This window comes from Rhodococcus sp. PvR099, from assembly GCF_017833315.1.
Classification (GTDB): domain Bacteria; phylum Actinomycetota; class Actinomycetes; order Mycobacteriales; family Mycobacteriaceae; genus Rhodococcus_G; species Rhodococcus_G oryzae.
Map to the genome: position 1 here is coordinate 5,569,836 of NZ_JAFIBV010000001.1, position 26,272 is coordinate 5,596,107.

Annotated in this window: 28 protein-coding genes; 21 read left to right on the forward strand and 7 right to left on the reverse strand. The window is 69.0% G+C overall.

All coding sequences use genetic code 11. The annotated features are described in order from the left end of the window. Positions 1 to 49: 49 nt before the first annotated feature. From JOE46_RS25600 to JOE46_RS25610, 3 genes are read right to left on the reverse strand one after another with little or no spacing between them, the layout of a single operon-like run. Positions 50 to 691, reverse strand: coding sequence for a nucleoside triphosphate pyrophosphatase (locus tag JOE46_RS25600; RefSeq protein ID WP_097210514.1), 642 nt, complete (start codon positions 689 to 691; stop codon positions 50 to 52). Next, positions 688 to 996, reverse strand: coding sequence for an acyl-CoA carboxylase subunit epsilon (locus tag JOE46_RS25605; RefSeq protein WP_097210515.1), 309 nt, complete (start codon positions 994 to 996; stop codon positions 688 to 690). Before JOE46_RS25605 ends, JOE46_RS25600 begins: the two co-directional genes overlap by 4 nt. Next, positions 993 to 2,633 carry an acyl-CoA carboxylase subunit beta gene (locus tag JOE46_RS25610; RefSeq protein WP_097210516.1) on the reverse strand — a complete coding sequence of 547 codons (1,641 nt, stop codon included), beginning with the start codon at positions 2,631 to 2,633 and terminating at the stop codon, positions 993 to 995. The genes JOE46_RS25605 and JOE46_RS25610 overlap by 4 nt, the downstream gene beginning before the upstream one ends. 136 nt (positions 2,634 to 2,769) lie before the next feature. Here JOE46_RS25610 and JOE46_RS25615 point away from each other — a divergent pair, with 136 nt between their 5' ends. Beyond that, positions 2,770 to 3,612, forward strand: coding sequence for a biotin--[acetyl-CoA-carboxylase] ligase (locus JOE46_RS25615; protein ID WP_097210517.1), 843 nt, complete (start codon positions 2,770 to 2,772; stop codon positions 3,610 to 3,612). A gap of 53 nt (positions 3,613 to 3,665) precedes the next feature. Here JOE46_RS25615 and JOE46_RS25620 read toward each other — a convergent pair whose 3' ends face one another. Beyond that, positions 3,666 to 4,067, reverse strand: a complete 402-nt coding sequence (locus JOE46_RS25620; RefSeq protein ID WP_097210518.1) for a hypothetical protein — start codon at positions 4,065 to 4,067, stop codon at positions 3,666 to 3,668. Between the two features lie 155 nt (positions 4,068 to 4,222). Between JOE46_RS25620 and JOE46_RS25625 the strand changes: the two genes are divergently transcribed. The 5 genes from JOE46_RS25625 to JOE46_RS25645 are packed head-to-tail and all read left to right on the forward strand — an operon-like array spanning position 4,223 to position 8,431. Further along, positions 4,223 to 4,684 (forward strand): DUF6069 family protein, encoded by a 462-nt coding sequence (locus JOE46_RS25625; RefSeq protein WP_209928830.1) that lies wholly within the window; start codon positions 4,223 to 4,225, stop codon positions 4,682 to 4,684. After that, positions 4,681 to 5,892 carry an AI-2E family transporter gene (locus tag JOE46_RS25630; RefSeq protein ID WP_209928832.1) on the forward strand — a complete coding sequence of 404 codons (1,212 nt, stop codon included), beginning with the start codon at positions 4,681 to 4,683 and terminating at the stop codon, positions 5,890 to 5,892. Before JOE46_RS25625 ends, JOE46_RS25630 begins: the two co-directional genes overlap by 4 nt. A 16-nt stretch (positions 5,893 to 5,908) precedes the next feature. Next, on the forward strand, positions 5,909 to 6,448 hold the full coding sequence (locus JOE46_RS25635; RefSeq protein WP_077040997.1) for a PH domain-containing protein: 540 nt from the start codon (positions 5,909 to 5,911) through the stop codon (positions 6,446 to 6,448). Positions 6,449 to 6,457: 9 nt separating this feature from the next. Further along, positions 6,458 to 7,135, forward strand: a complete 678-nt coding sequence (locus JOE46_RS25640; protein WP_097210521.1) for a response regulator transcription factor — start codon at positions 6,458 to 6,460, stop codon at positions 7,133 to 7,135. Between the two features lie 12 nt (positions 7,136 to 7,147). Then, positions 7,148 to 8,431, forward strand: coding sequence for a HAMP domain-containing sensor histidine kinase (locus tag JOE46_RS25645; protein ID WP_097210522.1), 1,284 nt, complete (start codon positions 7,148 to 7,150; stop codon positions 8,429 to 8,431). A gap of 2 nt (positions 8,432 to 8,433) precedes the next feature. Here the strand turns inward: JOE46_RS25645 and JOE46_RS25650 are convergent, their stop codons facing one another. Continuing rightward, positions 8,434 to 8,994: a GtrA family protein gene (locus JOE46_RS25650; protein WP_097210523.1), complete on the reverse strand. Its 561-nt coding sequence runs from the start codon at positions 8,992 to 8,994 to the stop codon at positions 8,434 to 8,436. Between the two features lie 71 nt (positions 8,995 to 9,065). On the opposite strand from JOE46_RS25650, the gene JOE46_RS25655 reads away from it, so the two are divergent. From JOE46_RS25655 to JOE46_RS25705, 11 genes are all read left to right on the forward strand, one after another. Then, complete coding sequence (locus JOE46_RS25655) at positions 9,066 to 10,346, forward strand: 5-(carboxyamino)imidazole ribonucleotide synthase (RefSeq protein ID WP_097210666.1); 1,281 nt, start codon at positions 9,066 to 9,068, stop codon at positions 10,344 to 10,346. Beyond that, the gene (gene purE / locus JOE46_RS25660) at positions 10,330 to 10,848 is read left to right on the forward strand and encodes a 5-(carboxyamino)imidazole ribonucleotide mutase (protein ID WP_097210524.1); all 519 of its coding nucleotides are present in this window, start codon (positions 10,330 to 10,332) and stop codon (positions 10,846 to 10,848) included. The genes JOE46_RS25655 and purE overlap by 17 nt, the downstream gene beginning before the upstream one ends. Positions 10,849 to 10,947: 99 nt before the next feature. Beyond that, the gene (locus tag JOE46_RS25665; protein WP_097210525.1) at positions 10,948 to 12,054 is read left to right on the forward strand and encodes a hypothetical protein; all 1,107 of its coding nucleotides are present in this window, start codon (positions 10,948 to 10,950) and stop codon (positions 12,052 to 12,054) included. 81 nt (positions 12,055 to 12,135) lie between these two features. After that, on the forward strand, positions 12,136 to 12,810 hold the full coding sequence (locus JOE46_RS25670; protein ID WP_097210667.1) for a TetR family transcriptional regulator: 675 nt from the start codon (positions 12,136 to 12,138) through the stop codon (positions 12,808 to 12,810). Between the two features lie 124 nt (positions 12,811 to 12,934). Next, a complete protein-coding gene (locus JOE46_RS25675; RefSeq protein WP_077041003.1) occupies positions 12,935 to 14,095 on the forward strand; it encodes an acyl-CoA dehydrogenase in 1,161 nt (386 codons plus the stop codon). A gap of 68 nt (positions 14,096 to 14,163) precedes the next feature. Further along, entirely contained in the window at positions 14,164 to 15,354 is a 1,191-nt protein-coding gene (locus tag JOE46_RS25680; RefSeq protein WP_097210668.1) for a sensor histidine kinase, read from the forward strand. A 1-nt stretch (position 15,355) separates the two neighbouring features. Continuing rightward, complete coding sequence (locus JOE46_RS25685; protein WP_097210526.1) at positions 15,356 to 16,051, forward strand: response regulator transcription factor; 696 nt, start codon at positions 15,356 to 15,358, stop codon at positions 16,049 to 16,051. Positions 16,052 to 16,154: 103 nt separating this feature from the next. Beyond that, positions 16,155 to 16,910, forward strand: coding sequence for an ABC transporter ATP-binding protein (locus JOE46_RS25690; RefSeq protein WP_097210527.1), 756 nt, complete (start codon positions 16,155 to 16,157; stop codon positions 16,908 to 16,910). Further along, positions 16,904 to 19,354 carry an ABC transporter permease gene (locus JOE46_RS25695; RefSeq protein WP_097210528.1) on the forward strand — a complete coding sequence of 817 codons (2,451 nt, stop codon included), beginning with the start codon at positions 16,904 to 16,906 and terminating at the stop codon, positions 19,352 to 19,354. Before JOE46_RS25690 ends, JOE46_RS25695 begins: the two co-directional genes overlap by 7 nt. Before the next feature lie 96 nt (positions 19,355 to 19,450). Then, positions 19,451 to 19,780: a hypothetical protein gene (locus tag JOE46_RS25700; protein WP_097210529.1), complete on the forward strand. Its 330-nt coding sequence runs from the start codon at positions 19,451 to 19,453 to the stop codon at positions 19,778 to 19,780. A gap of 106 nt (positions 19,781 to 19,886) precedes the next feature. Beyond that, on the forward strand, positions 19,887 to 20,138 hold the full coding sequence (locus JOE46_RS25705; RefSeq protein WP_209928834.1) for a hypothetical protein: 252 nt from the start codon (positions 19,887 to 19,889) through the stop codon (positions 20,136 to 20,138). Here the strand turns inward: JOE46_RS25705 and JOE46_RS25710 are convergent. Both JOE46_RS25710 and JOE46_RS25715 read right to left on the reverse strand, forming a co-directional pair. Then, positions 20,122 to 20,826, reverse strand: coding sequence for a TIGR03089 family protein (locus tag JOE46_RS25710; protein WP_097210530.1), 705 nt, complete (start codon positions 20,824 to 20,826; stop codon positions 20,122 to 20,124). The two genes, JOE46_RS25705 and JOE46_RS25710, sit on opposite strands and share 17 nt — an antisense overlap. A gap of 38 nt (positions 20,827 to 20,864) precedes the next feature. Continuing rightward, the gene (locus JOE46_RS25715) at positions 20,865 to 22,367 is read right to left on the reverse strand and encodes an LCP family protein (RefSeq protein ID WP_097210531.1); all 1,503 of its coding nucleotides are present in this window, start codon (positions 22,365 to 22,367) and stop codon (positions 20,865 to 20,867) included. A 106-nt stretch (positions 22,368 to 22,473) separates the two neighbouring features. Between JOE46_RS25715 and rfbD the strand changes: the two genes are divergently transcribed. The 4 genes from rfbD to JOE46_RS25735 are packed head-to-tail and all read left to right on the forward strand — an operon-like array spanning position 22,474 to position 26,154. Continuing rightward, on the forward strand, positions 22,474 to 23,334 hold the full coding sequence (gene rfbD / locus JOE46_RS25720) for a dTDP-4-dehydrorhamnose reductase (protein ID WP_097210532.1): 861 nt from the start codon (positions 22,474 to 22,476) through the stop codon (positions 23,332 to 23,334). 10 nt (positions 23,335 to 23,344) lie between these two features. After that, positions 23,345 to 24,238: a glycosyltransferase family 2 protein gene (locus tag JOE46_RS25725; protein ID WP_097210669.1), complete on the forward strand. Its 894-nt coding sequence runs from the start codon at positions 23,345 to 23,347 to the stop codon at positions 24,236 to 24,238. Further along, positions 24,228 to 25,322, forward strand: a complete 1,095-nt coding sequence (locus tag JOE46_RS25730; RefSeq protein ID WP_077041012.1) for a sugar phosphate nucleotidyltransferase — start codon at positions 24,228 to 24,230, stop codon at positions 25,320 to 25,322. The genes JOE46_RS25725 and JOE46_RS25730 overlap by 11 nt, the downstream gene beginning before the upstream one ends. 43 nt (positions 25,323 to 25,365) lie before the next feature. After that, positions 25,366 to 26,154, forward strand: a complete 789-nt coding sequence (locus tag JOE46_RS25735; protein ID WP_097210533.1) for an SGNH/GDSL hydrolase family protein — start codon at positions 25,366 to 25,368, stop codon at positions 26,152 to 26,154. Positions 26,155 to 26,272: the final 118 nt, after the last annotated feature.

Genomic DNA, 26,272 nt, shown 5'->3' on the forward strand with positions numbered 1-26,272 from the left:
CGATCGCGGTCTCGGTGGGCGATGACTTTCAGTGGGCGGGGCTTCGAGTTCAGGTGGCCGGGGTCGCGGCCCAGAGCTCGGAGATGCCGACGCCGACCTCGCCGAGCAGTCGGCGGACCAACGGCAGGCCGATGCCGATCACGCTGGAGGGATCACCCTCGATCCGGTCGATGAACCACCCGCCGAGCCCGTCGAGCGTGAACGCGCCCGCGACCTGCATGGGTTCGCCGGACTCGAGGTAGGCCTCGAGATCGTCCCCGGACGGGGTCCCGAAGTGCACGATCGTCGCGCTGTCCGCGCCGGCCTCGCCGACGGTCACCCCGTCGCGCACCCGCAGCACGCAGTGCCCGGTGAGCAGGGTGCCGCTGCGACCCATCATCGAACGCCAGCGGGCCCGGGCCACGTCGGCGGTGTGCGGCTTGCCCTGCAGGGTGCCGTCGATCAGCAGCATCGAATCGCAGCCGATCACCACCGCGTCGGCGGAGACCTCCGCCGGCAGCCCGGGGAGCACGGCGGTGGCCTTCGCCCGCGCGAGCTCGGTGACCACCCGCGATGGCGCTGCCGAGGGGCCGAGCGCTTCCTGCACCGCGTCCTCGTCGACTCCGGAGACCCGTACGAATGGCTCGACCCCGGCCTTGCGCAGCACGGTCAACCGTGCCGGCGAGGCCGAGGCCAGAACGAGCGTGGTCACCGACGGTTCGAGTACGCGTACGGGGACAGGGGGGCGGCGCCCCGGTGCATGCCTGCGGGGTCGCCCCACCGCTCGGCCGGACGAGTGTCGGCCGGTGTTTCCTCGGCGCCTGCAGCGGCGGCGAAGACGGTCACCAGTGCCGCCACCTCGATGTCGGTTGGTTTGCCCTTGACCACCGTGATGACCGGCAATTGAGAGCCCTTGCTGTCGGCAGCCACGTCCTCGACCGTAGCGGAGTCGATGGCCTCCGCGGCTGCGGAGAGCACCTCGACGTCTTCGAGTGTCGTTTCCCTCGTCGCTGTCATAGCGGGATGTTCCCATGCTTCTTGGGCGGAAGGGAAACCTGCTTGCGTTCGAGCAGGCGAAGGGCCGCCACGATCTGACCGCGGGTGTGCGACGGCGGGATGACCGCGTCGATGTAACCGCGCTCGGCAGCGACGTACGGGTTCACCAGAGTGTCCTCGTACTCGTTCTGCAGCTTGAGGCGCAGCGCGTCGACGTCGGCGCCCGAGGCCTCGGCCTCCTTGAGCTGCTTGCGGTAGACGAAGCCGACGGCGCCGGAGGCGCCCATGACCGCGATCTGCGCGCTCGGCCAGGCGAGGTTCAGGTCGGCGCCCATGTGCTTGGAGCCCATGACGTCGTACGCGCCGCCGTACGCCTTGCGGGTGATGACGGTGATCTTTCCGACCGTGGCCTCGCCGTACGCGTAGAGCAGCTTGGCGCCGCGGCGGATGATGCCGTTGTACTCCTGCTCGGTGCCGGGAAGGAAGCCGGGCACGTCGACCAGGGTGATGATCGGGACGTTGAAGGCGTCGCAGGTGCGCACGAAGCGGGCGGCCTTCTCGGAGGCGTTGATGTCGAGGCAGCCGGCGAACTGGGTGGGCTGGTTCGCGACGATGCCGACGCTGCGGCCGTCGACGCGACCGAAGCCACAGATGATGTTCGCGGCACGCTCGGCCTGGACCTCGAGGAACTCGTCGTCGTCGAGGATGCGCCGGATGACCTCGTGCATGTCGTACGGCTGGTTCGGCGAGTCCGGGATCAGGGTGTCGAGCTCGATGTCCTCGGAGGTCAGCGAGTCCTCGATGGAGCCGACGATCGGGTCGGACGGGGCCAGTCGCGGCGCGGCGGCCTGGTTGTTGCTCGGCAGGTAGCTGAGCAGGTCCTTGACGTAGTCGAGGGCGTCCTGCTCGCCGGAGGCGACGTAGTGGGCCACACCGGACTTGACCATGTGGGTGTGGGCGCCGCCCAGGTCCTCCATGGTGACGTCCTCGCCGGTGACGGTCTTGATCACGTCGGGGCCGGTGACGAACATCTGGCTGGTCTGGTCGACCATCACGACGAAGTCGGTCAGCGCGGGGGAGTAGACATGGCCGCCTGCGGCCGGGCCCATGATCAGCGAGATCTGCGGGATGACGCCGGAGGCCTGCACGTTGCGGTGGAAGATCTCGCCGTAGAGGCCGAGCGAGACCACACCCTCCTGGATGCGGGCGCCCGCGCCCTCGTTGATGCCGACGAGCGGGCGGCCGGTCTTGAGTGCCAGGTCCATGACCTTGACGATCTTCTCGCCGTAGATCTCGCCGAGGCTGCCGCCGAACACGGTGGCGTCCTGGGAGAAGACACACACGTCGCGGCCGTCGATGGTGCCGTAGCCGGTCACCACGCCGTCGCCGAACGGGCGGTTGTCGGCGAGACCGAAGTTCACGCTCCTGTGCCGGGCGAGAGCGTCGAGCTCTACGAAGGAGCCCTCGTCGAGCAGCGCGGTGATGCGCTCACGGGCGGTCAGTTTGCCCTTCGCGTGCACCCGCTCGACGGCGGCTTCGCCGCTGGGGTACTTCGCCTCTTCCTGACGTCTACGCAGGTCGGCGAGCTTTCCAGCCGTCGTGTGGATATCAGGGGTGTTTGTCGCCTCTGGCGCAGTGGGCTCCTGGACACTGGTCATGAGGACAGAGCTTATCCAGCCGCTCTCGGTGCCTGTTGACCGAGGTCAGGTTGCGTTCAATCATTGAACCCAAGCTACTGGCCAGTACGAAATTGTGATCCCCGCCGCAGCGGCCGGAGCCCATAGTCTGATCGGCATGTACACCGATCTGAATCGGCCCCCGCTCGTCGCCGACGCACTGCGCAGAGCGCTGGTGCGTGGGATGGCAGGCGGCGACCCCCACGCCTTCTACTCGAGTCTCGACGTCGTCACCGAGACCGGTTCGACGAACGCCGACCTGTTGGCCAGGGCGGCGGACTCCGCCCTCGACCGCGCGGTGCTGATCTCGGAGTTCCAGGACCACGGCCGGGGCAGGCACGCCCGCTCCTGGGTGGCACCGCCGAGGTCGGCTGTCTCCGTCTCGGTGTTGCTGCGGATGCCGGGGATCGATCCCGCCGATCTGGGGTGGCTCCCGCTGCTCGCGGGCGTCGCGGTGGTCGATGCAATGCGATCGGTCGCCGAGGTGGATGCCGTGCTGAAGTGGCCGAACGATGTCCTGATCGGTGGCAAGAAGGTGGCGGGCATCCTGGCCGAGGTCGCCGCGACCGCACCGGTCCCGTCGGTCGTGCTCGGAATCGGGTTGAACGTCAGCCTCACCGAGTCGGAACTGCCGGTGCCGACCGCCACCTCGCTCGCGCTCGCGGGTGCCGCCACAACCGATCGGGACACCGTGGTGCGCGCATTGCTCCGTGCGCTGGCGGCGGAGTGGACGAAATGGCAGCGGAATGGTTGGGACACAAAGGCGCTCGCCGAGTCGTACCGGGATCGGTGCGCCACGATCGGGCAGCGCGTCCGCGCGGAACTGCCGGGCGGCGGCGAACTGCTGGGCACCGCGAGCGGGATCGATGCGCAGGGCCGGATCGTGATCAGCCCGGACGGTGGCAGGGAACCGGTCGCGGTCTCGGCAGGCGACATCACGCACCTGCGCCCGCAGGAATGACGACAAGAGGGTGCGGGCCCATGGCCCGCACCCTCTTCAGCACAGCGTCGTGGCTAGTCGTTGTCCCACGTCGCGATGGCCCAGATGACGACCACGTCGAGGGCGATGATCAGGATCGACCACCACGGGTAGTAGGGCAGCCACATGAAGTTGGCGATGATCGAGAGGGCGGCCAGGAAGATGCCCGCGATCCGCGCCCAGGTCGCACCGGTGAGCAGACCGAAGCCGGTCAGCGCGATGAGGATTCCCACGATGAGGTGAATCCAGCCCCAGCCCGTGGTGTTGAGCGCGTAGGAGTATTCCGGCCCGACGATCAGGACGCTGTCCTTGGCGAGCGCGGAGATTCCCTGGAAGACCTGGAGGATGCCCACGGTCAGCAGCAGGACCGCTGCCGCGATCGAGCCTCCGGCCGCGAATCCCTGCTTGACGCTGTTGTCCGCGCGGTTTGCCGTCATAGCTGTTCCTCTCTCAGAAATGGGAGTGGTGCTTCGACAAGCAGTGTGAGTCCCGTTAGACACTTGTGCCTCATCCGTCGTGGGTGAAGCGTGCACGGCGCGGTAGGTGCGACGCTCACTGTGATCGACTGTGAGATCGAGGGAGGAAAGCAGCAATGACGAACTATCAGGGACAGCCGGGCATGTCCGGCACCCAAGGAGCGCCAACGCGCGGCATCGCAGGGGGCAAGTTCTGGGCGGGTGCCGCCGCGGCCGCGCTGGTCACCGCGCTCAGCGCGCTGGTGGCCACGGTGATCCTCCGGGTCTTCGACCTGATGCCGCTCTCGCCGAACTGGATGCCCGAGACCACCGTCGCGGTCCGGTTCGCGATCATCGGGTTCGTCGGGGCGCTCATCGCCGCCGGGCTTCTCTATCTGTTGCTGCTGACCACCCCGGGCGGCGACTCGTTCTTCGGCTGGATCATCGGCCTGATCACGCTTGCTCTGGCCATCTTGCCCTTCGCCTATGACGCGGTGATGGGTGACCGGATCGCCACGAGTCTGGTCCACCTCGCCATCGGCCTGCCGATCCTCGGGCTGTTGCCCGGTGTCGCCGGTCGAGCCGCGGTGTGGAAATGAGTCGATCCGTCGCCACAGTGCTCGTGCCCACCCCGTCGTCCCCGGTGCCCCCCTCGACCCTGCCGCGCGGGCTGATCGTGCTGCTCGGCCTCGCGGGCGCCGTGGTCGCGATTGCCGGCACCAAGGCCTTCGCCGGGATCATCGGGCCGGTGTTCCTGGCGCTGATGTTGGTGGTGGGTGTGCAGCCGCTGGGCGACTGGCTGCAGCGCAAGGGCGCGCCCAAATGGGTCGCGGTGATCTCGACGCTGACGGCCGTCTACCTGATCCTGCTCGGTCTGGTTGCGGCGCTCGTCGTCTCGATCGCCCAGCTGGCAACGCTGCTGCCGCAGTACTCGGACAAGGCCGACGAGCTGATCGCCAACGTGCAGAAACAGTTCGCCCAGCTGAACATCGGTTCCGAACAGGTGGAGAAGGCGCTCTCGAGCGTCGATCTCGGCAAGATCATCGGTGTCGTCGACGACGTGTTGCTCGGGCTGCTGGGTGTCTTCTCGAATCTCTTCTTCATCCTGGCTCTCCTGATCTTCATGGCGATGGACGCGAGCTCGTTCGGCGAGCGGATGCGCGCGATGGCCTACTCCCGCGCGGACATCGCCTACGCGTTCTCCTCCTTCGCCAGCGGTACCCGCAGCTACCTCATCGTCTCGACGGTGTTCGGCCTCATCGTCGCCGTGATCGACGCGGGCGCGCTCTGGGCTTTGGGCATCCCGCTGCCGATCCTGTGGGGACTGCTCTCCTTCATCACCAACTACATCCCCAACATCGGGTTCGTCATCGGAGTGATCCCGCCCGCACTGATCGCACTGTTGGAGGGCGGTCCGATGCTGATGCTGTGGGTGATCGTCGTCTACAGCGTCATCAACGTCATCATCCAGTCGGTGATCCAGCCGAAGTTCGTCGGCGATGCCGTCGGGCTGTCGGTGACGCTCACGTTCTTGGCGTTGGTGTTCTGGGCGTGGGTGATCGGGCCGCTCGGTGCGCTGCTCGCCATTCCGATGACGCTGCTGGCCAAGGCGCTCCTGCTCGACATCGATCCGTCGACCCGGTGGGCCAACGCACTGATCACGGGCTCCCCACCAACCGCGGAGGAGCTGGCGACGGCCGAGGCCGACGCCGCAGAGAAGGCAGCGGAGCTGCACGCGGAGGCCGAATCCGAGGTCGAGGATGCGGTTGAGTCCGAAATCGAGGGTGCGGTCGAGAAAGTGAAGTAGTCGATACGCTTTCCTGATGGGATATCCGGAGGACGCCCTCGCCACGGACGAGGAGCTGCTGCTGCACCGACACCCGCATTGGAAGATGCTGGTGTTACCCGCGTTGACGTTCATCGTGGCGACGGCGCTCGCCGGGTTCGCGCTCGGACTGGCCCAGGACCGGCTCGACGGGACCGCCCGCTCCGTCGCGCTGATCGTGGTTGCGGTGGCCTGGGTCGGGATCGTCGGGTGGCGTTGTGTCGGACCGCTGTTGAGGTGGAAGTTCACCCACTTCATCGTCACGGACCGACGGGTGCTGATCCGGCACGGCGTGATCACCCACACGGGGATCGACATCCCGATGGGGCGGATCAGCAACGTGCAGTTCAGGCACGGACTGATCGACCGGATGCTGCGGACCGGCACCCTGGTGATCGCGTCGGCGGCCGACGATCCGCTGGAGTTCGACGACATCCCCGATGTGCAGCGGGTGCATTCGCTTCTGTATCACCAGGTGTTCGACGCGATGAATCTCGATTCCGGTCCGCCGACGGAGTACGGTGGGGCCGCTCCGTAGGCTGGGGTCGTGACAGCCGTACTGCTTGCCGAAGACGACGAGGCCATTGCCGCCCCGCTCTCCCGTGCCCTTGGCCGTGAGGGCTACACGGTCACCGTCGAACCGACCGGTCCCGGGACCCTCGAGCTCGCTCTGAGCGGGTCATTCGATCTGCTGGTTCTCGACCTCGGCCTGCCCGGCATGGACGGGCTGGAGGTGTGCAGGCAACTACGCGCAGGCGGCTCCGACCTCGCGGTACTGATGCTGACGGCGCGCACAGACGAGGTGGACTTCGTGGTGGGGCTCGACGCGGGCGCCGACGACTACGTGGGCAAGCCGTTCCGGCTGGCCGAGCTGATGGCGCGGGTCCGCGCCTTGATGCGCCGCCGAGGTGGCTCCGAGGACACCGCCATCGCGGTGGGGGACATCAGGCTCGAACCCGCCGCCAGGCGCGTGCTGGTCGGTGGCTCCGAGGTCATCCTCGCGAACAAGGAATACGAGCTGCTCAAGGTCCTGCTCGACCGGGCGGGCGAGGTGGTCTCGCGCGACGTCATCCTGCAGGAGGTGTGGGGTGACGCGGATCTGCGCGGCTCCAAGACCCTCGACATGCACATGTCGTGGCTGCGCCGGAAGATCGGCGACGAGGGTCCGGTCGCCGAGCGGCGCATCGCGACCGTGCGGGGCGTCGGCTTCCGGCTGAACACCTAGCCGGGCGCAGCCGTGCGCCGCCGAATCCTGCTCTCCATCCTGGCCGTCGTCATCCTCATCGCGCTCCTGCTGGGGCTGCCGTTGATGTACACCGCCTGGTTGTGGGTCGAGGACCTCACCAGGAGCGATCTGCAGGCCAGGCTTGACCGGATGGCGGCGGAGATCGTCTCGCAGGAGGGCGAGCAGGGCGTGATCGTGGACGGCCTCGACACGGCGCCACTGCGGTTGGTGGTCCCCGCAGGCGCCAAACTCACCGTGATCTATCCGACCCCGGGCGATCGCGAGGTGCAGGTCGACATCGGCGAGCCCGCGGTCGAGCAGCCACTGAGCGAGTCGCTCTCCATGGGCCGCTCCGGTTCGTTGCGTCTCGAGGCACCGTCGGATTCGATGCGATCGCTCCAGCAGCAGGCGGTCGGCGCGGTCGCCTTGGTGGTGTTGGCATCACTCGGCGCGGGCGCGGCGGTGGCGACGGTGACCGCCAGGCGGCTCGCGGATCCGCTGCGGGACGTCGCGGGCCGCGCCGCCCGGCTGGCGGAGGGCGACTTCCGCAAGGACCCGCGCAGGCACGGGATCGCCGAACTGGACCGGGTGTCCGACGTGCTCGACGCGGTCACCGTCGAGATCGCCGGGCGATTGCAGCGCGAGCGGGCACTGGTCGGCGACGTCTCCCATCAGCTCCGCAGCAGGCTCACCGCCGTGCGGTTGCGGCTCGACGAGTTGTCGGTGCACCCGGATCCCGCGGTGGTCGACGAGGCGACGGAGGCGCTGGCCCAGGTGGACCGTTTGACGGTGGCGATCGACGAGCTGGTGCGGTCGTCCCGGATGGCAGGCGAGCTCCCTGAACCCGTCGCGGTGGTCCGGGAGCTCGCCGGGGTGGTCTCGGACTGGCAGCGGCCCTATCGGGACGCGGGACGGGACCTGGTGCTGAGGGGCGAGGCCGCGGTGATGTCGACGGCCAGGTCCTCGCGACTGCGCGAGTCCGTGTCCGTGCTGGTCGACAACGCGCTCATGCACGGCGGGGGCACCTGCACCGTCGCAGTCCGGTCGGTGCCGGGGACGGCGGAGCGCGAGGCGATGGTCTGCGTGGAGGTCGGCGACGAGGGCGATGGCGTCAGCGACGAACTGGCCCCGCACATCTTCGACCGCGGGTTCTCCGGCGGTGGCTCGACGGGGGTGGGGCTGGCGTTGGCCAGGGCCCTGGTCGAGGCGGACGGCGGCCGGCTCGATCTCCAGCGCAGGCGACCCGCGCTGTTCGCGGCGTTCCTGCCGATGGCGCCCGATGCGGAGCCGCGCTAGCGCTAGCTGTGTCCGAGCTCTTCCTCGGCGAGTTCCTCGGGCGTCGGGTCGAAGCCGGTGGACCCGGCCGCCGTGCCCCTGGCGTTCTCCTCGGGGAACGCGAACCGGCGCAGTGCCCAGAATCGGAAGACCATCTGCAGCACGTTGCCGATGACGTAGTTGAGGATGAAGTCGACGATCACCAGCGTGGTCAGGCTCGCCGTTGACCGGAAGTCGAAGACGTTGTTGGCGATGAACAGCGGGGCTGCGGCGATGACGACGCCGATGCCGCTGATGGTGAAGAACAGCAACGCCTCGTGGTGGCGCTCGCGGCCGCCGCGGTTCTTGAATGACCACTCTCGGTTGAGGATGTAGCTCAAGATCGTGGCCATCACGCCGGAGATGATCTTGGCGACGACGGGCTTCTGCTCGAGGATCGTGAGGCTCAGCGAGTAGAAGATCGCGAGGTCGAAGACCATGGTCGTGCCGCCGACGATCGCGAACTTGATCAGCTCGTGATGGCGAAGGACCACGTCCCGGTAGGGCTGGGGTACGCGGCTGACCGCCTGATCGACTAAAGACACAACGACTGAGTGTACGAAAGAGGATGCCGATCCGACGAACTGACACTCCGATCGTGGGTTCGAAGGCCGTCATGACACCATTGACTGCCGTGAGCGTCGATTCCGGATCCCAGCACCGCCCAAGCACCCCCCGCGGCCCGAATGCCGGATTGCCGGTGGTCGCGATGATCGGCGGCGGGCAGTTGGCCCGGATGACCCATCAGGCCGCCATCGAACTCGGTCAGTGCCTCCGGGTGCTCTCCGGCGGCCCCGACGAGCCGGCCGCCAAGGTGTGCGCGGATGTCGTGATCGGCAGCCACACCGACCTCGACGCGCTCCGGGAGGTCGCGGCCGGGGCCAGCGCCCTGACCTTCGACCACGAGCACGTCCCGACCGAGCACCTCGAGGTCCTCGTCGCGGAGGGCGTGAACGTCCAGCCGCCGCCGCAGGCGTTGATCTACGCGCAGGACAAGCTCGCCATGCGACGCAAGCTCGCGGAGCTGGGCGCGCCCGTGCCCGCGTTCGCGGAGATCACCTGGGCGGGCGACGTCGTGCGCTTCGGGGACGAGCACAACTGGCAGATCGTGATCAAGGCGGTTCGGGGCGGCTACGACGGGCGCGGTGTGTGGATGCCCGCGGATTCCGACGAGGCGGAGGCCATCGTGACCGAGCAGCTCGACAAGGGCGTCGCCCTGATGGTCGAGCAGAAGGTGTCGATGCGGCGTGAGCTGTCCGCGATGGTCGCTCGGTCGTCGTTCGGGCAGGGCGCGACCTGGCCGGTCGTGGAGACGGTGCAGCGCGACGGGCAGTGTGCGGTGGTGATCGCCCCCGCCCCCGAGCTGTCCGATTCGCTGGCCATGGAGGCCGAGCAGATGGCGCTGCGCATCTCCGCCGAGCTGGGCGTCGTCGGGTCGATGGCGGTGGAGCTGTTCGAGACCACCGACGGACGGCTGGTGGTGAACGAGCTGGCGATGCGGCCGCACAATTCCGGGCACTGGACCCAGGACGGGGCGCGGACGTCGCAGTTCGAGCAGCACCTGCGGGCGGTGCTCGACTATCCGCTCGGCGACACGGCGCCGATCGCGCCGGTCACCGTGATGGCGAACGTGCTGGGCGCGGAGTCGGCCCCGGAGATGAGCATGGACGAGCGCCTGCACCACCTGTTCGCCCGTATGCCCGACGCGAAGGTGCACCTCTACGACAAAGGCGAGCGGCCGGCACGCAAGATCGGGCACGTCAACGTGGTCGGCGGCGCGCAGGGCTCGATCGCCGACGAGGCGTACGTCGCGGCGGTGCGTGAGCGCGCCGAGCGGGCGGCACACTGGCTCTCGCACGGGGAATGGACCGACGGATGGGATGTGCACGGTGAGTGATTCGAATGGGCCCGTTGTCGGCCTGATCATGGGCAGCGACTCGGACTGGCCGACGATGGAGGCGGCCGCCGAGGCGCTCGCCGAGTTCGGGATCCGGTTCGAGGTCGGTGTCGTCTCGGCGCACCGGACCCCGCAGCGGATGCTCGACTACGCCCGTGACGCCGCCGATCGCGGCATCAAGGTGATCATCGCGGGCGCGGGTGGGGCGGCGCACCTGCCGGGCATGGTCGCCTCGGCGACGCCGCTCCCGGTGATCGGCGTGCCCGTGCCGCTCAAGTACCTCGACGGCATGGACTCGCTGCTGTCGATCGTGCAGATGCCCGCGGGCGTGCCGGTCGCGACGGTGTCGATCGGTGGCGCGCGCAACGCCGGGTTGCTGGCGGCGCGGATCCTCGGCGCCTCGGACCCCGCGCTGCGTGCGGCGATGGCGACGTTCCAGGCCGGACTCGAGGCGATGGTGCTGGAGAAGGACGCGGCGCTGCGCGCGAAGCTGCTGGACTGAGAGTTCTGCCAATCGGCTCACTTGAGCGGATCTTCCGGGGTTAAATGGCGTCGTCCGGATTACGTTTGACGCTGTAACGAATCCTCAGGGAGTGTCCCCATGCCTGCGCCGCTTGACGAATACCCGATCCATCAGACGCCGCTCTCGATGGCCCGGGTCGCCTCCAGTGACAAGAACTTCTACGACCGGTCCTATTTCAACGCGATCGACACCCAGGGCGAGCTGTTCCTGGTGAGCGGCTTCGGCGTGTACCCGAACCTCGGTGTCACCGACGCGTTCGCCACCATCCGCAAGGGTGAGCGGCAGTGGGCGGTCAAGTTCTCCGATGCGCTCGAGGAGCGGTCGATGGATCTCGCCGTCGGCGGGTATCGGATCGAGGTGCTCGAGCCGCTGCGCAGGCTGCGGATGGTCTGCGAGGGCGACGGCGAGGGCGGGCTCGGGTTCGACCTCACGTGGGAGGGTTCCGGCCCGGCGATCTCGGAGCAGCCGCACCTGTTGATGAGCAAGTTCCGGCCGACCCTGGACGCGAGTCGTTTCGCACAGACCGGCACGTGGACCGGCGTGCTGTCGGTCGACGGCGAGGACGTCGTGGTGAGCCCGGATCGGTGGATCGGCAGCCGCGATCGTTCCTGGGGCATCCGCCCTGTCGGCGACGGGGACCCGGCGGGCAGGCTCGCCGACGAGCCGTCCGAGGGCTTCTGGTGGATGTACGTGCCGCTGCGTTTCGACGAGTTCTCGATCATCGTGATCCTGCAGGAGAACCCCGACGGCTACCGGACGCTGAACGATGCGACCCGGGTCTGGAACGACGGCCGGATCGAGCAGCTCGGCTGGCCGCGCTACGACATCAAGTACCACCCCGGTACCCGAAGGCCGTTCGCGGCGACGCTGCACCTGACCGCCTCCGACGGCAGCCCGCTGACCGTCGAGGTGGCCCCGCGCGACGGTCTCGCGTTGCATGTCGGTGCGGGATACGGCGGCGACCCGGAGTGGACGCACGGGCAATGGCGCGGCCGCAACTGGACTTCCCGGTCGGTGTACGACCTCACCGACCCCGCGATCGCGGCACGAATTCCCTACGGCGTCAACGAGTATCCGTCCAGTGTCACCTGCAACGGTGTTCCGGGTGCAGGCATGTTCGAGCACGCGAGCATGGGCAGGCACGATCCAACCGGCTTCGTGGACTGGGGTTCGGTGGCGCAGTAGGCGCTGCGCGCCCGTGCGCGGTTGACGGGTGCAGGGACTCGTCAACCGCGCACGGGTGGCGCAGCCGCCTACGCTGTGCTCATGCCCGACGACACTGACCGTTTCCGTCTCCACGTGGTGTCGGAGGCGTTGCGGCTCTTCTCCGAGAAGGGCTACGAGGCGACCAGCGTCGACGAGATAGCCGAGGCGGCAGGCATCTCGCGTCGCACCTTCTTCCGGCAGTTCCGTTCCAAGGAAGACGTGGTGTTCGCCGACCACGAGATCCTGCTGGCCCAGGCGCAGGAGCATCTCGCCGCCGATCATGACGACCCGTGGGATGCGGTCTGCGACGCCGCGATGATCGTCTTCGAACGGTTCTCGCAGTGGAACGACATGGCGACCCGGCGCTACGCGGTGGTGCACGAGGTGCCCGCGCTGCGGGACAGGGAGATCGTCACCGGATTCCGGTACGAGCGATTGTTCGTCGACTACCTGCGCCGCGCGCTGCCCGGCGAGCCGGACCTGTCGATGGTGCAGTTCTCCGCCTCGGTGACCGCCACACACAACTACCTGCTGCGCCGGATGGTGCGCGACGGCGCCCGGACCACCTCCGAGGACCTGCGCGCGGCGTTGGCCGATATCCGCCGCGGGGTCGGCCGACCCGATGCCTCAGTCGCCGACGGCGACGGCGAGATGGTGGTGGCGGTGTTCCCGCGCGGCACCGCACCGCGCCGGGTGGCGGAGCTGCTGCGCCGCAGGCTCGAGGAGGGCGAGTAGGGGAGGTGGCACTCGGTGCCGCAGTGTGGCACGTCTTACCGGCTTCTCGTCGGGTCGGTGCGGTATGATTGCCCGTGAATGGCACTGAGTGCCGCGCCCCGAGACTTCCACGAGGAGCAACCAGATGGCTGGCAACCCCGACTTCGACCTGTTCAAGCTCGCCGACGAGCACGATGAGCTGCGGGCCGCGATCCGCGCGCTGTCGGAGAAGGAGATCGCGCCCTACGCGAAGGATGTCGACGAGAACTCCCGGTTCCCCGAGGAGGCGCTCAAGGCACTCGTCAACTCCGGCTTCAACGCGATCCACGTCCCCGAGGCCTATGACGGCCAGGGCGCCGATTCCGTGGCCACCTGCATCGTGATCGAGGAGGTGGCCCGCGTCTGCGGCTCGTCCTCGCTGATCCCCGCCGTCAACAAGCTCGGCACCATGGGCCTGATCCTCAACGGCTCCGAGGAGCTCAAGCAGCAGGTCCTCCCGTCGCTCGCCTCGGGCGAGGCGATGGCCTCCTACGCGCTCTCCGAGCGGGAGGCGGGTTCCGACGCCGCCAGCATGCGCACCCGCGCGAAGGCCGACGGTGACGACTGGATCCTCAACGGCTCCAAGTGCTGGATCACCAACGGCGGCAAGTCGACCTGGTACACCGTCATGGCCGTCACCGACCCCGACAAGGGGGCCAACGGTATCTCCTCCTTCATGGTGCACAAGGACGACGAGGGCTTCGTCGTCGGCCCGAAGGAGAAGAAGCTCGGCATCAAGGGCTCGCCCACCGCGGAGCTGTACTTCGAGAACTGCCGTATTCCCGGCGACCGCATCATCGGCGCGCCCGGCACCGGCTTCAAGACCGCTCTGCAGACCCTGGACCACACCCGCCCGACCATCGGTGCCCAGGCCGTCGGCCTGGCGCAGGGCGCGCTCGACGCGGCCCTCGCGTACACCAAGGACCGCAAGCAGTTCGGCAAGTCGATCTCCGACTTCCAGGCCGTGCAGTTCATGCTCGCCGACATGGCGATGAAGGTCGAGGCCGCTCGTCTGATGGTCTACACCTCGGCCGCCCGCGCCGAGCGTGGCGAGAAGAACCTCGGCTTCATCTCGGCCGCCGCCAAGTGCTTCGCCTCGGACGTCGCGATGGAGGTGACCACCGACGCCGTGCAGCTGTTCGGTGGCGCCGGCTACACCACCGACTTCCCGGTCGAGCGGATGATGCGCGACGCCAAGATCACCCAGATCTACGAGGGCACCAACCAGATTCAGCGAGTCGTGATGTCGCGCGCGCTGCTCAAGTGAGCTGACGCGTGAGTCGACCTGTGGCCGGTGAGCTCGCTCACCGGCCACAGGTGTTTACCCTGGGGGCCATGCCCCGATTCCCGCTGAGTGAGCGCTGGTACCGCTGGAGCGCCGATCACGTCGTCGGGATCGATCGCAGTGTCGCGGCCTTCTTCGCGCTCATCGGGGTGGCGGCGTCGGTGGCCGTCGGGTGGGTCGACGTGGTGATCGCGCTGGGACTCACCGTGCCGCTGGCCTGGCGTCGCATCCGGCCGGTCGCGGCCGCCGCCGTGGTCGCGTTTTTCTCGGTGGCGTATCTGATCATCTCGAGTGACCAGACCAACCTCGTCATGCCCGGTATCTGCGTTCCGATCGCGCTGTACGCGCTGGCGGCGTACGGACCGAGGTGGGCGAGCGGATGGGGCCTGGCGGCGGCCATCCTCGGCGTGATCGCGGCGGGCCTCCGGTACTTCGGCGGTGCGGAGTCCACATGGCAGGCCCACGCTTTCCTGATCGCGTTCCTCATCGTGTACGTCACCGCGGTGTGGGCGTTCGGCGACCTGCGCCGGGTGCGTAACCAGGAACTCGAGGGGCTCACCGAGCGGGCCCGGCTTCTCGAACTCGAACGCGCGCAGGAGGCGGAGATCGCCGCCATCAATGAGCGCACCCGGATCGCGCGGGAGATGCACGACATCGTCGCGCACTCGCTGACCGTCGTGATCGCGCAGGCCGACGGTGGTCGGTACAGCGCGGCCGCCGATCCCGCCGCGGCGGTCACGGCGCTGGAGACCATCTCCCAGACCGGGCGGCAGGCGCTGACTGACATGCGCGCGCTGTTATCCGTGCTGAGGGAGGACCGGCCACGCGAGTACTCCTCGACGCCAGGGGTTTCGGATATCGATACGCTGATCGAAGAGGTCCGCAAGGGCGGCCTCGACGTGCAGCTCACCACCGACGGGGAGCGACGCGTGCTGTCCACCGGCGCCGAGCTGACGGCGTACCGGATCGTGCAGGAATCGCTGACCAACGTGCTCAAGCACGCGGGTCCTGCGGCGAGTGTCGAGGTCACCGAGCGCTGGACCGACAGTGCGCTGGAACTGACTGTCGTCGACGACGGCAGGGGAGCGTCCGGCGCCCTGGTCGCGCCCTCCGCGGGTGGGCAGGGTGTGCTCGGCATGCGCGAACGGGCCGAGTTGTACGGCGGCAGATTCGAGGCCGGACCCGCCGCAGGCGGCGGCTACCGGGTGCACACCGCGCTGCCATATTCGAGAGGTGAATGACATGTCCGATGCCACAACGGATCCGATCCGGATCGCGATCGTCGACGATCAGCAGCTGGTCCGAGCGGGCTTCCGGATGGTGATCGACTCCCAGCCCGACATGAGCGTCGAGGTCGAGGCCTCGGACGGCGAGCAGGCGCTGCGTGAGCTCGCGCGGGTTCCGGTCGATGTGGTGCTGATGGACGTGCAGATGCCGAACCTGGACGGCATCGAGGCCACCCGCCGCCTGACCGCGCTGGAGCACTCGCCGAAGGTGGTGGTGCTCACCACCTTCGACAACGACGAATACGTGGTCGCCGCGATCTCCGCCGGTGCCAGCGGCTTCCTGCTCAAGGACGCGCAGCCGGAGGACCTGCTCGCCGCGCTGCGGACCGTGTACCGGGGGGATGCGGTGATCGCGGCCCGCTCGACGCGTCGGCTGCTCCAGCACGTGGGTCCGATGCTGGCAGGCGCGTCCACCGTCGAGCGCCCGCAACTGCCCGACGACCTGACGCCCCGTGAGGTGGAGGTGCTCGAGGCGATGGCGCACGGATTGTCCAACACCGAGATTGCGGAGAAGTTCTTCGTCTCCGAGGCGACCGTGAAGACGCACGTGGGCAGGGTGCTGGCGAAGACGGGATCGCGGGACCGGGTGCAGGCGGTGGTGTTCGCGTACCAGACCGGGCTGGTGCAGCCGGAGGATCTGCTGGGCGGGTAGGACCGGGGAGAGGCAGCCGTCCTACCCAGGTATGACGCGGCCGCAGCGAGGATCCGTCCGCACGCCGACGCGCCGAGTGGGTGTCGTTCGTAGCGTCGAGGACATGAATGCACCCACCATCACACGAACCGCCGCGGTCCGCGCCGTCGGCCTGAGCAAGAGCTACGGCGAGGGCGAGGCGGCCGTGCGCGCCCTCGACGGTGTGCACACCGAGTTCCTGGGCGCGGCCTTCACCGCGATCATGGGACCGTCGGGGTCGGGCAAGTCCACCCTGATGCACTGCCTGGCCGGGCTCGACACGGCGACGTCCGGGCTGGTGTACCTCGGGGACACCGAGCTGACCGGGCTGAGCGACCGGGAGCTGACCGAATTGCGTCGGCACCGAATCGGATTCGTGTTCCAGGCCTTCAACCTCCTGCCGGTGCTCACCGCGGAGGAGAACATGCTGCTGCCCATGCGACTGGGCGGAGTGGACCCAGATCCGGAGTGGATGGCGGAGGTCGTCGGAAGACTGGGTCTCACCGAGCGACTCGGACACCTGCCGCACGAGCTGTCCGGCGGCCAGCAGCAGCGCGTCGCGGTCGCCCGGGCCCTGCTGCCCAGGCCCGACGTCATCTTCGCGGACGAGCCGACGGGAAACCTCGATTCACGCTCGGGCACCGAGGTTCTCGAGCTGCTCCGTTCCAGCGTCCGAGAGTTCGGGCAGACGGTCGTGATGGTCACCCACGACCCGGTGGCGGCGTCCTATTCGGACCGGGTGGTGCTGATCGCCGACGGACGGATCGCCGGTGAGATCGATCGCCCGACGACCGATTCGGTGATCGAGACGATGCGCGAACTCGGGACCCGGGCATGCTGAGGCTCACCCTCGCACAGGCGCGCGCGCACTTCGGGCGATACCTGGCCGCGATGCTCGCGGTGCTCATCGCGGTTGCCTTTGTCGTCGCGACCCTGGTGCTCAGTTCGACGGCCACCGCGGGCGTCACCAATTCCCTTGCCGGACAGTATCGGAGTACCGACTTCGTGGTCTCCGATCTCGGGGACGGCCTCCAGGCGCAGCGGGCCGCGGGTGCCGTCCGGTCGGCAGCAGGGGTGCGGGCGGTGACCACCGACGTCTCCACGCCGGTGAAGGTGACGGCGGCGGGTTCGGACAAGTCGTTCGGCACGGCCACCTCGTTGGCCGCGGATGCGGGTCTGCGCTGGCAGAAACTGTCGGACGGTCGATTTCCGAGCGCGGCAGGCGAGATCGCGGTCGGCTCGAACTCGGACCTACCCATCGGGACACGAGTCTCGGTGACCGCGCTGGGCGAGAGCACCGGCCCGGAGGCGGGCGAGGCGACGGTCGTGGGCACGGTGGACCTCGACGGCACCGCGCAGCGGATGGACGGGATCTCGGTCTATGGCACCGCTGCGGACATCGAGGCATGGACCGACGGTCAGGCCGCCAGGGAGATGCGGGTGGCGGGCGGTGACCGCGAGGCCGTCGCCGCCGCGCTGCCGCCAGGCGCGACGGTGATCACAGGCGCCGAGAAGGCCGAGGACGTCTCGGCGAGCTTCCTCGGCAGCAGCGACATGCTGCGCAACGTGCTGCTCGCATTCGGTGCGCTCGCGGTGGTGGTGTCCGGCCTGGTCATCGCGAACACGTTCGCGGTGCTGTTGGCGGCGCGGACCCAGGAGCTGGCGTTGCTCCGCTGCGTCGGCGCGACGAGCGATCAGATTCGCCGCAGCGTCCGCATCGAGTCGCTGGTGGTGGGGCTGCTGGCCTCGCTCGCCGGCCTTGCGACCGGCGTGGCCCTGGCTGCGGGCGTGACCGAAGTCGCAGGCGCGCTTGATGTTCCCATCCCGCTGGACAACCTCTCCGTCTCGCCCGGTGCGCTCGCGGTCGGTCTGCTGGTCGGGGTCGTCGTCACGTACCTGGCGGCGGTCGCGCCCGCGCGGGCTGCCACCACCGTGTCGCCGCTCGCCGCCCTGACCCCGGCCGAGGCGAAGCCCGAACCCGTCACGGCGTCGCGGGTGCGACGGCTCGTCGGTGTGGTGGGCCTGATCGGTGGCGTCGCGGTGCTGACCGCCGGTGTGCTGGGCAAGCAGGTACTGGTGGCGGCGGGGGGTGCGCTGGTCTGTTTCGTGGCGGTGATCCTGTTGTGCCGGTACATCATCCCGCCCGCGGTTGCGGCGTTCGGTAGGGGGCTGGGACGTGTGTCGGGTCCGTTGGGGGAGCTGGCGGCAGGCAACGCGGGCCGCAATCCCCGCCGCACCACGGCAACGGCAACGGCATTGCTGATCGGCGTCACCGTGACCGCGACGATGATCGTCGGGATCGCGACCGTCAAGGCCAGCGCCCCGGGCGCGCTGGACGAGCAGTTCCCCGTCGATGTCTCGGTGGACGGTGCCGCTGGCTCCGCGCTGCCGGTGACGATGGGCGAGCGGATCGGCGGCGTGGACCGGGTGACCGCGGTCGCGGAGCTCTCACGCGGCGAGGTGAGCACCGCTGCGGGGAAGGAGCTGACCGTGACCGGGGTGGATCCGGCGCAGGCAGCCGCGGTGTTGCGGGTGCCGATCACGCTGCCGAGGTCCGGCCAGATCGTGATTCCGCCGGAGCTCCTCCAGGAGCTCAGCGCGCGCGCAGGCGAGCCGATCGACGTCCGGGGCGCGGGCACCACCCGGAGCCTGACTGTTGTGGAAGGCACGGAGGGTCCGCCGCCGCTCATGGTCCGTGAGGACCTGGCCGCGGTGACGGCGAACCCGGCCGCGGATTCGTTGTGGATCCGGATCGCGGATGGCCTGACCGACGACGAGATCGCGACCGCGCAACGTGAGGTCACCGCGCTGGCCACCGACATCGTTCCCACCGCGGAGATCGGCGGGGCGGTGTCCATGCGAGCGGCACTGAACTCGGTCCTGGACACCATGTTGATGATCGTGGTGGGACTGCTGTCGGTGGCGATCCTGATCGCGGTCATCGGGGTGGGCAACACGATGGCGCTGTCGGTGATCGAACGTCGGCGGGAGAGCGGTCTGCTGCGGTCGATCGGTGTCACCCGGGCCGGGCTGCGAACCCTGCTGATCTACGAGGCGGTCCTGGTGTCGGTGGTCGCGTCGGTGCTCGGAGTGGTGCTCGGGCTGGCCTTCGGGCTGGCGGGTACGGCCTCGGTGTTCGGTGTCGACGATCTGGTGCTGCCCTCGCTGCCGTGGCCGGAGTTGGTGGCGACGGTGTTGGTCGGCGGGATCGCCGGGGTGATCGCGGCGCTGCTGCCGGCGAGGAGCGCCGCGAAGGTGACGCCCGTCGAGGCCATGGCGGCCTAATCTGGAGGGGTGCCTGCGGGACCGAGTTCGCTGCCCCGCGAGGCCCGGGCCGGTCGACTCCGACTGGCCCGGGCCTCGCGGGGCAGCGCGGGGTCGATGGTGGCGACAGTGGCGGCGCTGGCGTACGCGGCGGCGCTGCGTGCCAGGATCGCCTTCGACGAGGAGTTCGCCCCTTTCGTCTGTGCCGGGATGCGGTTCGGCTTCGCGCGGGGAGGAACCACGATCGGTGGGGCCTACCTGACCGGGCGAAACACCGGCGCCGCGACCCTGCGTCACGAGGCGGTCCATGCCGAGCAGTGGGCCCGGTACGGTCTCGGATTCGTTGTCCGCTACCTCATCGAAGAGGTTCGGCATCCGATGCACCGCAACCGATTCGAGATCGAGGCCGGACTGGTCGACGGCGGATACGTCGGGAGAGTGGCATGAAGGTGACGTCGGTTGGCTGGCCACCTACCGGACCCCGGTCAAAGCCGCGCACCCGCGCGGGAACCCGCACACGAACTTCTCGTACTGGGCGCCCGGCAACAATTCGGTGGCGGTCGACACGGTCGCGGAATGGGTCGACGACGGCGACACCAGGCGCCGGGTGTGGGACCTCTATCGCCGGACCAGCCCGCGTGGGGCGGGATACGACCTGGGCAACTTCTGGCGGTCGCCCGACGATCCCGAACTACACGTCCTGCGCCTTGATCCCTGGCGAATCCAGGTGATTCGGGGAGGGGATCTGCGCAGCCGGATCTGGACCGTCGATCACGCAGGCGATCGGGTCAGCGTCGGATCGTGATCTTCTCGGTGCCCATCCGCCTGGCCATCGCGTCGTCGGAGGGGCGCGCGACCTGCACCAGCGAGGCGCCGGCCGCCAGCACCGCGAGCAGGCCGTCGATCAGTTCGGTCGTGGTGCCCCACTCTGAGCTCGAGAGCACGCGATCCGCGCGGCCGATGGACTGGGCCGCGGCGGAGTCCGTTGCCGCGGTGAGCACCTCGGCGATCGACATGCCGTCGAGAGCCGACGACGCTCCGGCGTCCGGCCGGAACTGGTCGCCGTGCACGCGAACCGAGGTGGCGTAGTCGGTGACGCCGATCGGGAGCCCCTCGGCGGGGCGACCGAACGCGTCGAGCGAGAGCACCGCGACCTCGGGCACGTCCTCGACCTCGGCCAGCCGGTCTGCCGCGACCAGCGCGAGCTCCGCGTCGTCCGCGGGCGCCAGCAGCACCTCGGCGCCGGCCCACCAGCAGCCGAGCAGCACGGCGGCGCTCTGCCAGTGCGCGGGGAGCAGCACACAGATCCGGGCGCCCGGCAGCAGGCCGAACTCGTCGCGAATCAGGTTGGCGGTCTTGGCGGCCCAGTTGGCGAGGGTGAGCGCGGACAGTTCGATCCGCTCGCCGCTGACATCGTCGTAGTAGGTGATGCGCGGGCCGGCCGGATCCTGCTGCAGGATCGGATCGAGAAATGCCGCGCTCAGGTTGGTCACGGATGTGTTCGGGTCGGGCACTTCCGCCGCCGTTCTCGCTAGTTGACGCACCGCGGGCCCTTGTTCCCGGCGTCGATCGCCGGGCCAGGGGGCGCGGGGGTGGGGCTGGTGCCCATGTCGACGATATCCGAGGTCGGCTCCGAGGTGGAGTCGGAGCCGGAACCGGGGCCGGTGTAATCGGCCGCGATCAGGACCTTCACCGTGCCCGCGGACAGCGAGCTGTCGCCGACGATCGTCAGGCCGCCGAGCGCGGCCGCGACGGCCTTCGCCGCGTCGGAATCGGGGTCGGCCGCGAGGACGCGGCTCGTGCTCACCGTGGTGCCGGTGTTGTTCCCGACCTCACCCTGCACGTAGCCCTGCTCGGTCAGTGCCTCGGACACCCGGGACGCGAGCCCGCCGATCCCGCTGTCGTTGGACACGTCGACGGTGACCTTCGAGGTGTCGATGGACGGCGCCTCGCCGGTGCCGGTGGCCTCGCTGCCGCTGTCGTGCTCGCCCACCAGGCCGGCAACGAACGTGCGGACGGCCTTCGGGTCCACCTGCACGATCGACTCGCCGTAGTCGGTCATCGCGTTGAGGTCGACGACCGGGATGGTCTGGAACTTGACCTCGCCGCCCGCGAGGCCCTGCAGTTGCTTCGCGAAATCGATGATGTCCCAGTCGTCGTCGAGCACGACCGAACGCTGCACCGCGGAGCTCAGCTGCGCGAGCTTGCCGGGATTGCTCAGCGTCTTGGCGCTGATGACCTCGTGCACCAGCGACGCCATGAACACCTGCTGGCGGACGATCCGGTCGAGGTCGCCGCGCGGGAGGTCGTGTCGCTGCCGGACGAAGGACAATGCGTTGGACCCGCTGAGGGTCTGTTCGCCCGCTGGGAACTTCGCACCGGACATCCACTCGTCGACCGGGTTGTTCAGGCACACATCGACACCGCCGACGGCGTCGGTGAGCAGGACGAATCCCAGCAGCCCGACCTCCGCGTAGTGGTCGACGGTGATGCCGGTGAGGTTCGCTACCGACTTGATCAGGGCCTCACGGCCGGCTTGGGTCGATGCCTTGTCGGCCTCGTCCTCGGACTCGCCCTCGTCGAGCAACCGCTGCTGCTCGGTGGCCCGGGTGGCCCCGAAGGCGGCGTTGATCTTCGAATGGCCGATGCCGGGGACCTCGACATACGAATCGCGTGGGATCGAGACGGCCGTCGCAGAGCCGCCGTCGGTGGGGACCCGGATGAGCACGATGGTGTCGGTGTTGTCTGCCTCCGCCTCGCCTGCCCTGAGCGAGGCCAGTTCGTCGGCGGAGAGCGGATTGCCGTGCGCGTCGGTGCGACTGTCGGTGCCGACCATGAGGATGTCGACCGCGCCGTCCTTGCCGCCGTCGCCCAGCTCGAGTCGCGCGGTTGCGAGGTTCGACGTGAGGGCATCGACGCTGCGCCACGCGAATCCGGTGATGAGGAGGACGAGGACCGACGCGGCCGCGACGGCTATCTGGCCCCGACCGAAGGCGGTACGCCTCGCCGTCGGAGCTCCCTCGTTGTCCGGCACCTGATGCCCCCTAACTCTGCATGTGGTTCACCCCGACCGGGGTCCAGGCTACTGGTGGGGACGCGTGGTTCCGGTGTCCGCGGACCGGCGTGCCAGACTTTCCTGTGTGAGAAAGATCCTTGTGACCGGGGCCGGTGGCCAGCTCGGCACGCAGTTGCTGCGTCGCGGTTCCGCGGCCGGTCTCGACATCGTCGGATTCGGGTCAAGAGACCTGGACATCACCGATGGTGAGGCGGTCGACAGGCTCGTCGAGCCCGGCACCGTCGTCATCAACTGCGCTGCATACACCGCCGTCGATGCGGCCGAATCCGACGAGCAGGCCGCCGAGCGGGTGAATGTGCTCGGCCCACGGAATCTGGCGTCGGCGACCGCGCGTGTCGGCGCCCGACTGATCCATGTGTCGACGGACTACGTGTTCGCGGGCGACGCGGCCAGCCCATATGAGACCGACTCGGAGACCGGGCCGCGGACCGCCTACGGGCGGACGAAGCTCGACGGCGAGCGCGCGGTGCTCGCCGCCGACCCGAACGCCCTCGTGGTGCGGACCGCGTGGGTCTACACCGGTGTGGGCGCGGACTTCGTGGCCACGATGCTGCGCCTGGAACGCGAGCGCGACACGGTCGACGTGGTCGACGACCAGATCGGGTCGCCGACCTATGCGGGTGACCTGGCCGACGGCCTGCTGCAGCTGGCCGGTTCGCCTGAGGTGCCGGGCGGGGTGCTGCACGCGACGAACGCCGGCCAGGCGAGCTGGTTCGACCTCGCCAGGGCGGTGTTCGCCGGTGTCGGTGCGGATCGGGAGAGGGTCCGCCCCTGCACCAGTGCCCAGTTCGTGCGGCCAGCGCCGCGGCCGGCGTACTCGGTGCTGTCGGAGGCATCCTGGGTGGACGCCGGCCTGACCCCGTTGCGGCCGTGGCAGGAGGCGCTGACGGCGGCCCTGGCGCAGTTGCCGCCGGCCAGCGACTAGGGTTGCCGGCGTGAGTTCGCAGCTGGCCGTGGTGACGGTGACCTATTCGCCGGGCAAGCACCTTCAGAGTTTCCTCGACACCCTCGAGGAAGCCACGACGTTGGAGACCCAGGTCGTCATGGCCGACAACGGGTCGACAGACGGTGCTCCCGAGGCGGCCCTCGAACAGAATTCCAACGTGCGCCTGCTGCGCACGGGCGGGAACATCGGCTACGGCGGTGCCATCAACCGCGCGGTGGCCGAGCTGGACCCCGATGTGGAGTTCGTGGTGATCGCGAATCCCGATCTCCGCTGGGGCGCCGGCTCCCTCGACGTGCTGCTCGACGCGGCTCAGCGCTGGCCCCGCGCGGGCGCACTCGGTCCGATGGTGCTGGAACCCGACGGCAGCGTCTACCCGTCGGCGCGCCAGGTTCCCGGGCTCGTCTCGGGCGCAGGCCACGCCCTCCTCGGCACCGTCTGGCCGTCCAATCCGTGGACCCAGCGGTACCGCCAGGAGAACGAGCAGGTGTCCGAGCGCCCTGTGGGGTGGCTCTCCGGGTCCTGCCTGCTGGTGCGTCGCGCCGCATTCGACTCGATCAACGGGTTCGACTCCCGGTACTTCATGTACATGGAGGACGTCGACTTCGGCGATCGACTCGGCCGCGCGGGCTGGCACAACGTGTTCGTGCCCTCGGCCGAGGTGACCCACGCCAAGGGACATGCGGCAGGGCGCCATCCCGAGTTGATGCTGCCGGCACATCACCAGAGCGCCTACCGCTTCCAGGCCGATCGGCATCCGCATTGGTGGCAGGCGCCGCTTCGGTGGGCGCTACGCGGCGGTCTCGCGGTGCGGTCGAAGGTGGCCGTCGCGGCCGCGGTACGGAACAGGGCGAAGAACGAGGGGACTGCAGACGATGGTGAATGACCAAGTGACGAGCGAACCGAACGTGGACGCGGTGGTTCTCGTCGGCGGTAAGGGCACCAGGCTGCGGCCGCTGACGCTCTCCGCGCCGAAGCCCATGCTGCCGACGGCGGGCCTGCCCTTCCTGCAGCACCTGCTGGCGCGCATCGGCGCGGCCGGGATCAAACACGTAGTGCTCGGCACCTCGTTCAAGGCCGAGGTCTTCGAGGACTACTTCGGCGACGGGTCGTCGATGGGTCTGGAGATCGACTATGTCACCGAGACCGAGCCGCTCGGCACCGGTGGCGGCATCAGGAACGTGCTGCCCAAGCTCAGGGCCGACAACGTGATCGTCTTCAACGGCGACGTGCTCGGCGGCACCGACCTTCGGGCCGTGCTGGATACGCACCGCACCACCGAGGCGGACGTGACGATGCACCTGGTCCGGGTGGGGGATCCGCGGGCCTTCGGATGCGTGCCGACCGACGACGACGGCCGCGTCACGGACTTCCTCGAGAAGACCCAGGATCCGCCGACCGACCAGATCAACGCCGGTTGCTACGTCTTCAGGCGCGAGATCATCGAGAAGATCCCGGCCGGGCGTCCGGTCTCGGTGGAGCGTGAGGTGTTCCCCGGGCTGTTGGCCGAGGGGCGACGCGTCTTCGGGCATGTCGACGCGGCCTACTGGCGCGACATGGGCACGCCGGAGGACTTCGTCCGCGGGTCCGCTGATCTGGTGCGCGGCATCGCGCCCTCACCCGCGCTCGAGGGCCCGCGGGGAGAGTCGCTGGTGCACCCGGGCGCGGGCATCGCGCCCGGCGCGGTGCTGATCGGCGGCACGGTGGTCGGACGCGGCGCCGAGATCGGCGCGGGCGCACGGCTCGACGGTGCGGTCGTCTTCGACGGCGCGGTCATCGAAGCGGGCGCGACGGTGGAACGGTCGATCGTCGGATTCGGCGCGCGGATCGGGCCCCGGGCGCTGGTGCGCGATGCGGTGATCGGCGACGGCGCTGACGTCGGCGCCCGCTGCGAACTGCTCCGCGGTGCGCGGGTCTGGCCGGGCGTTGCCCTGCCCGACGGCGGGGTCCGGTTCTCCACCGACGTGTAACCCGTGCAGGTGTGACCTGGCCCATTCTGGCAAAATCTATGCGATGAATTCGCCGGAACCTGTCTTCAATCGTTACGTCGCCCTCGGGGATTCGTTCACGGAGGGGCTCGGCGATCACGACCCGGCGCGGCCGAACGGGCTGCGGGGCTGGGCGGATCGCGTCGCCGAGCAGCTCGCGGGCAAGAGCGAGGACTTCCGGTACGCCAACCTCGCGGTCCGCGGAAAGCTGCTGGGGCAGATCATCGACGACCAGGTCGATCAGGCGCTCGCCCTTGGGCCGGATCTGGTCACGATCTACGGCGGCGGGAACGACCTGATGCGTCCGTCGGTGGACATCGACGCGATGGTGGACCGCTACGACGAGGCGATCGGCAAGCTCACCGCGAGCGGGGCGACGGTGGCGTTGTGGACGGCATACGACGCGGGGTGGTCGGCCGTGTTCGGCAAGATCCGCGGGCGCATCGCGATCTACAACGAACTGGTCCGCGAGGTCGCGGACCGGCACGGTGCGGTGGTTGTCGATTTCTGGCGGTTCGACGGCTACGACGACGAACGGATGTGGGACTGGGACCGCCTGCACATGTCGACTGCCGGGCATCATCGGATGGCGGTCGAGACCCTCGATGCGCTCGGTGTCAGCCACGAGCTCGAGGGGCCAGATCTGGGGCCGGCTCCGGTGCTGAGCAAGGCCGAGCGGCGTCGGGTGAACTACATCTGGACCAAGGACTTCGTCGGGCCGTGGATCGGGCGCCGACTGACCGGAAAGTCCTCGGGTGACACCGTGGCGGCGAGACGTCCTGTGTTGGAGTCGATCTCTGCACAGGGCCTCTGACACAGGCTGCACAAGGGCCGACCGGGAATCCCGGTCGGCCCTTGTGGATGCCTGATCCGCTGTCGCCGGGTTCGCTCTTGGTGCACCGAAATGGCCGGTCCCGGACGAGGACCGGCCA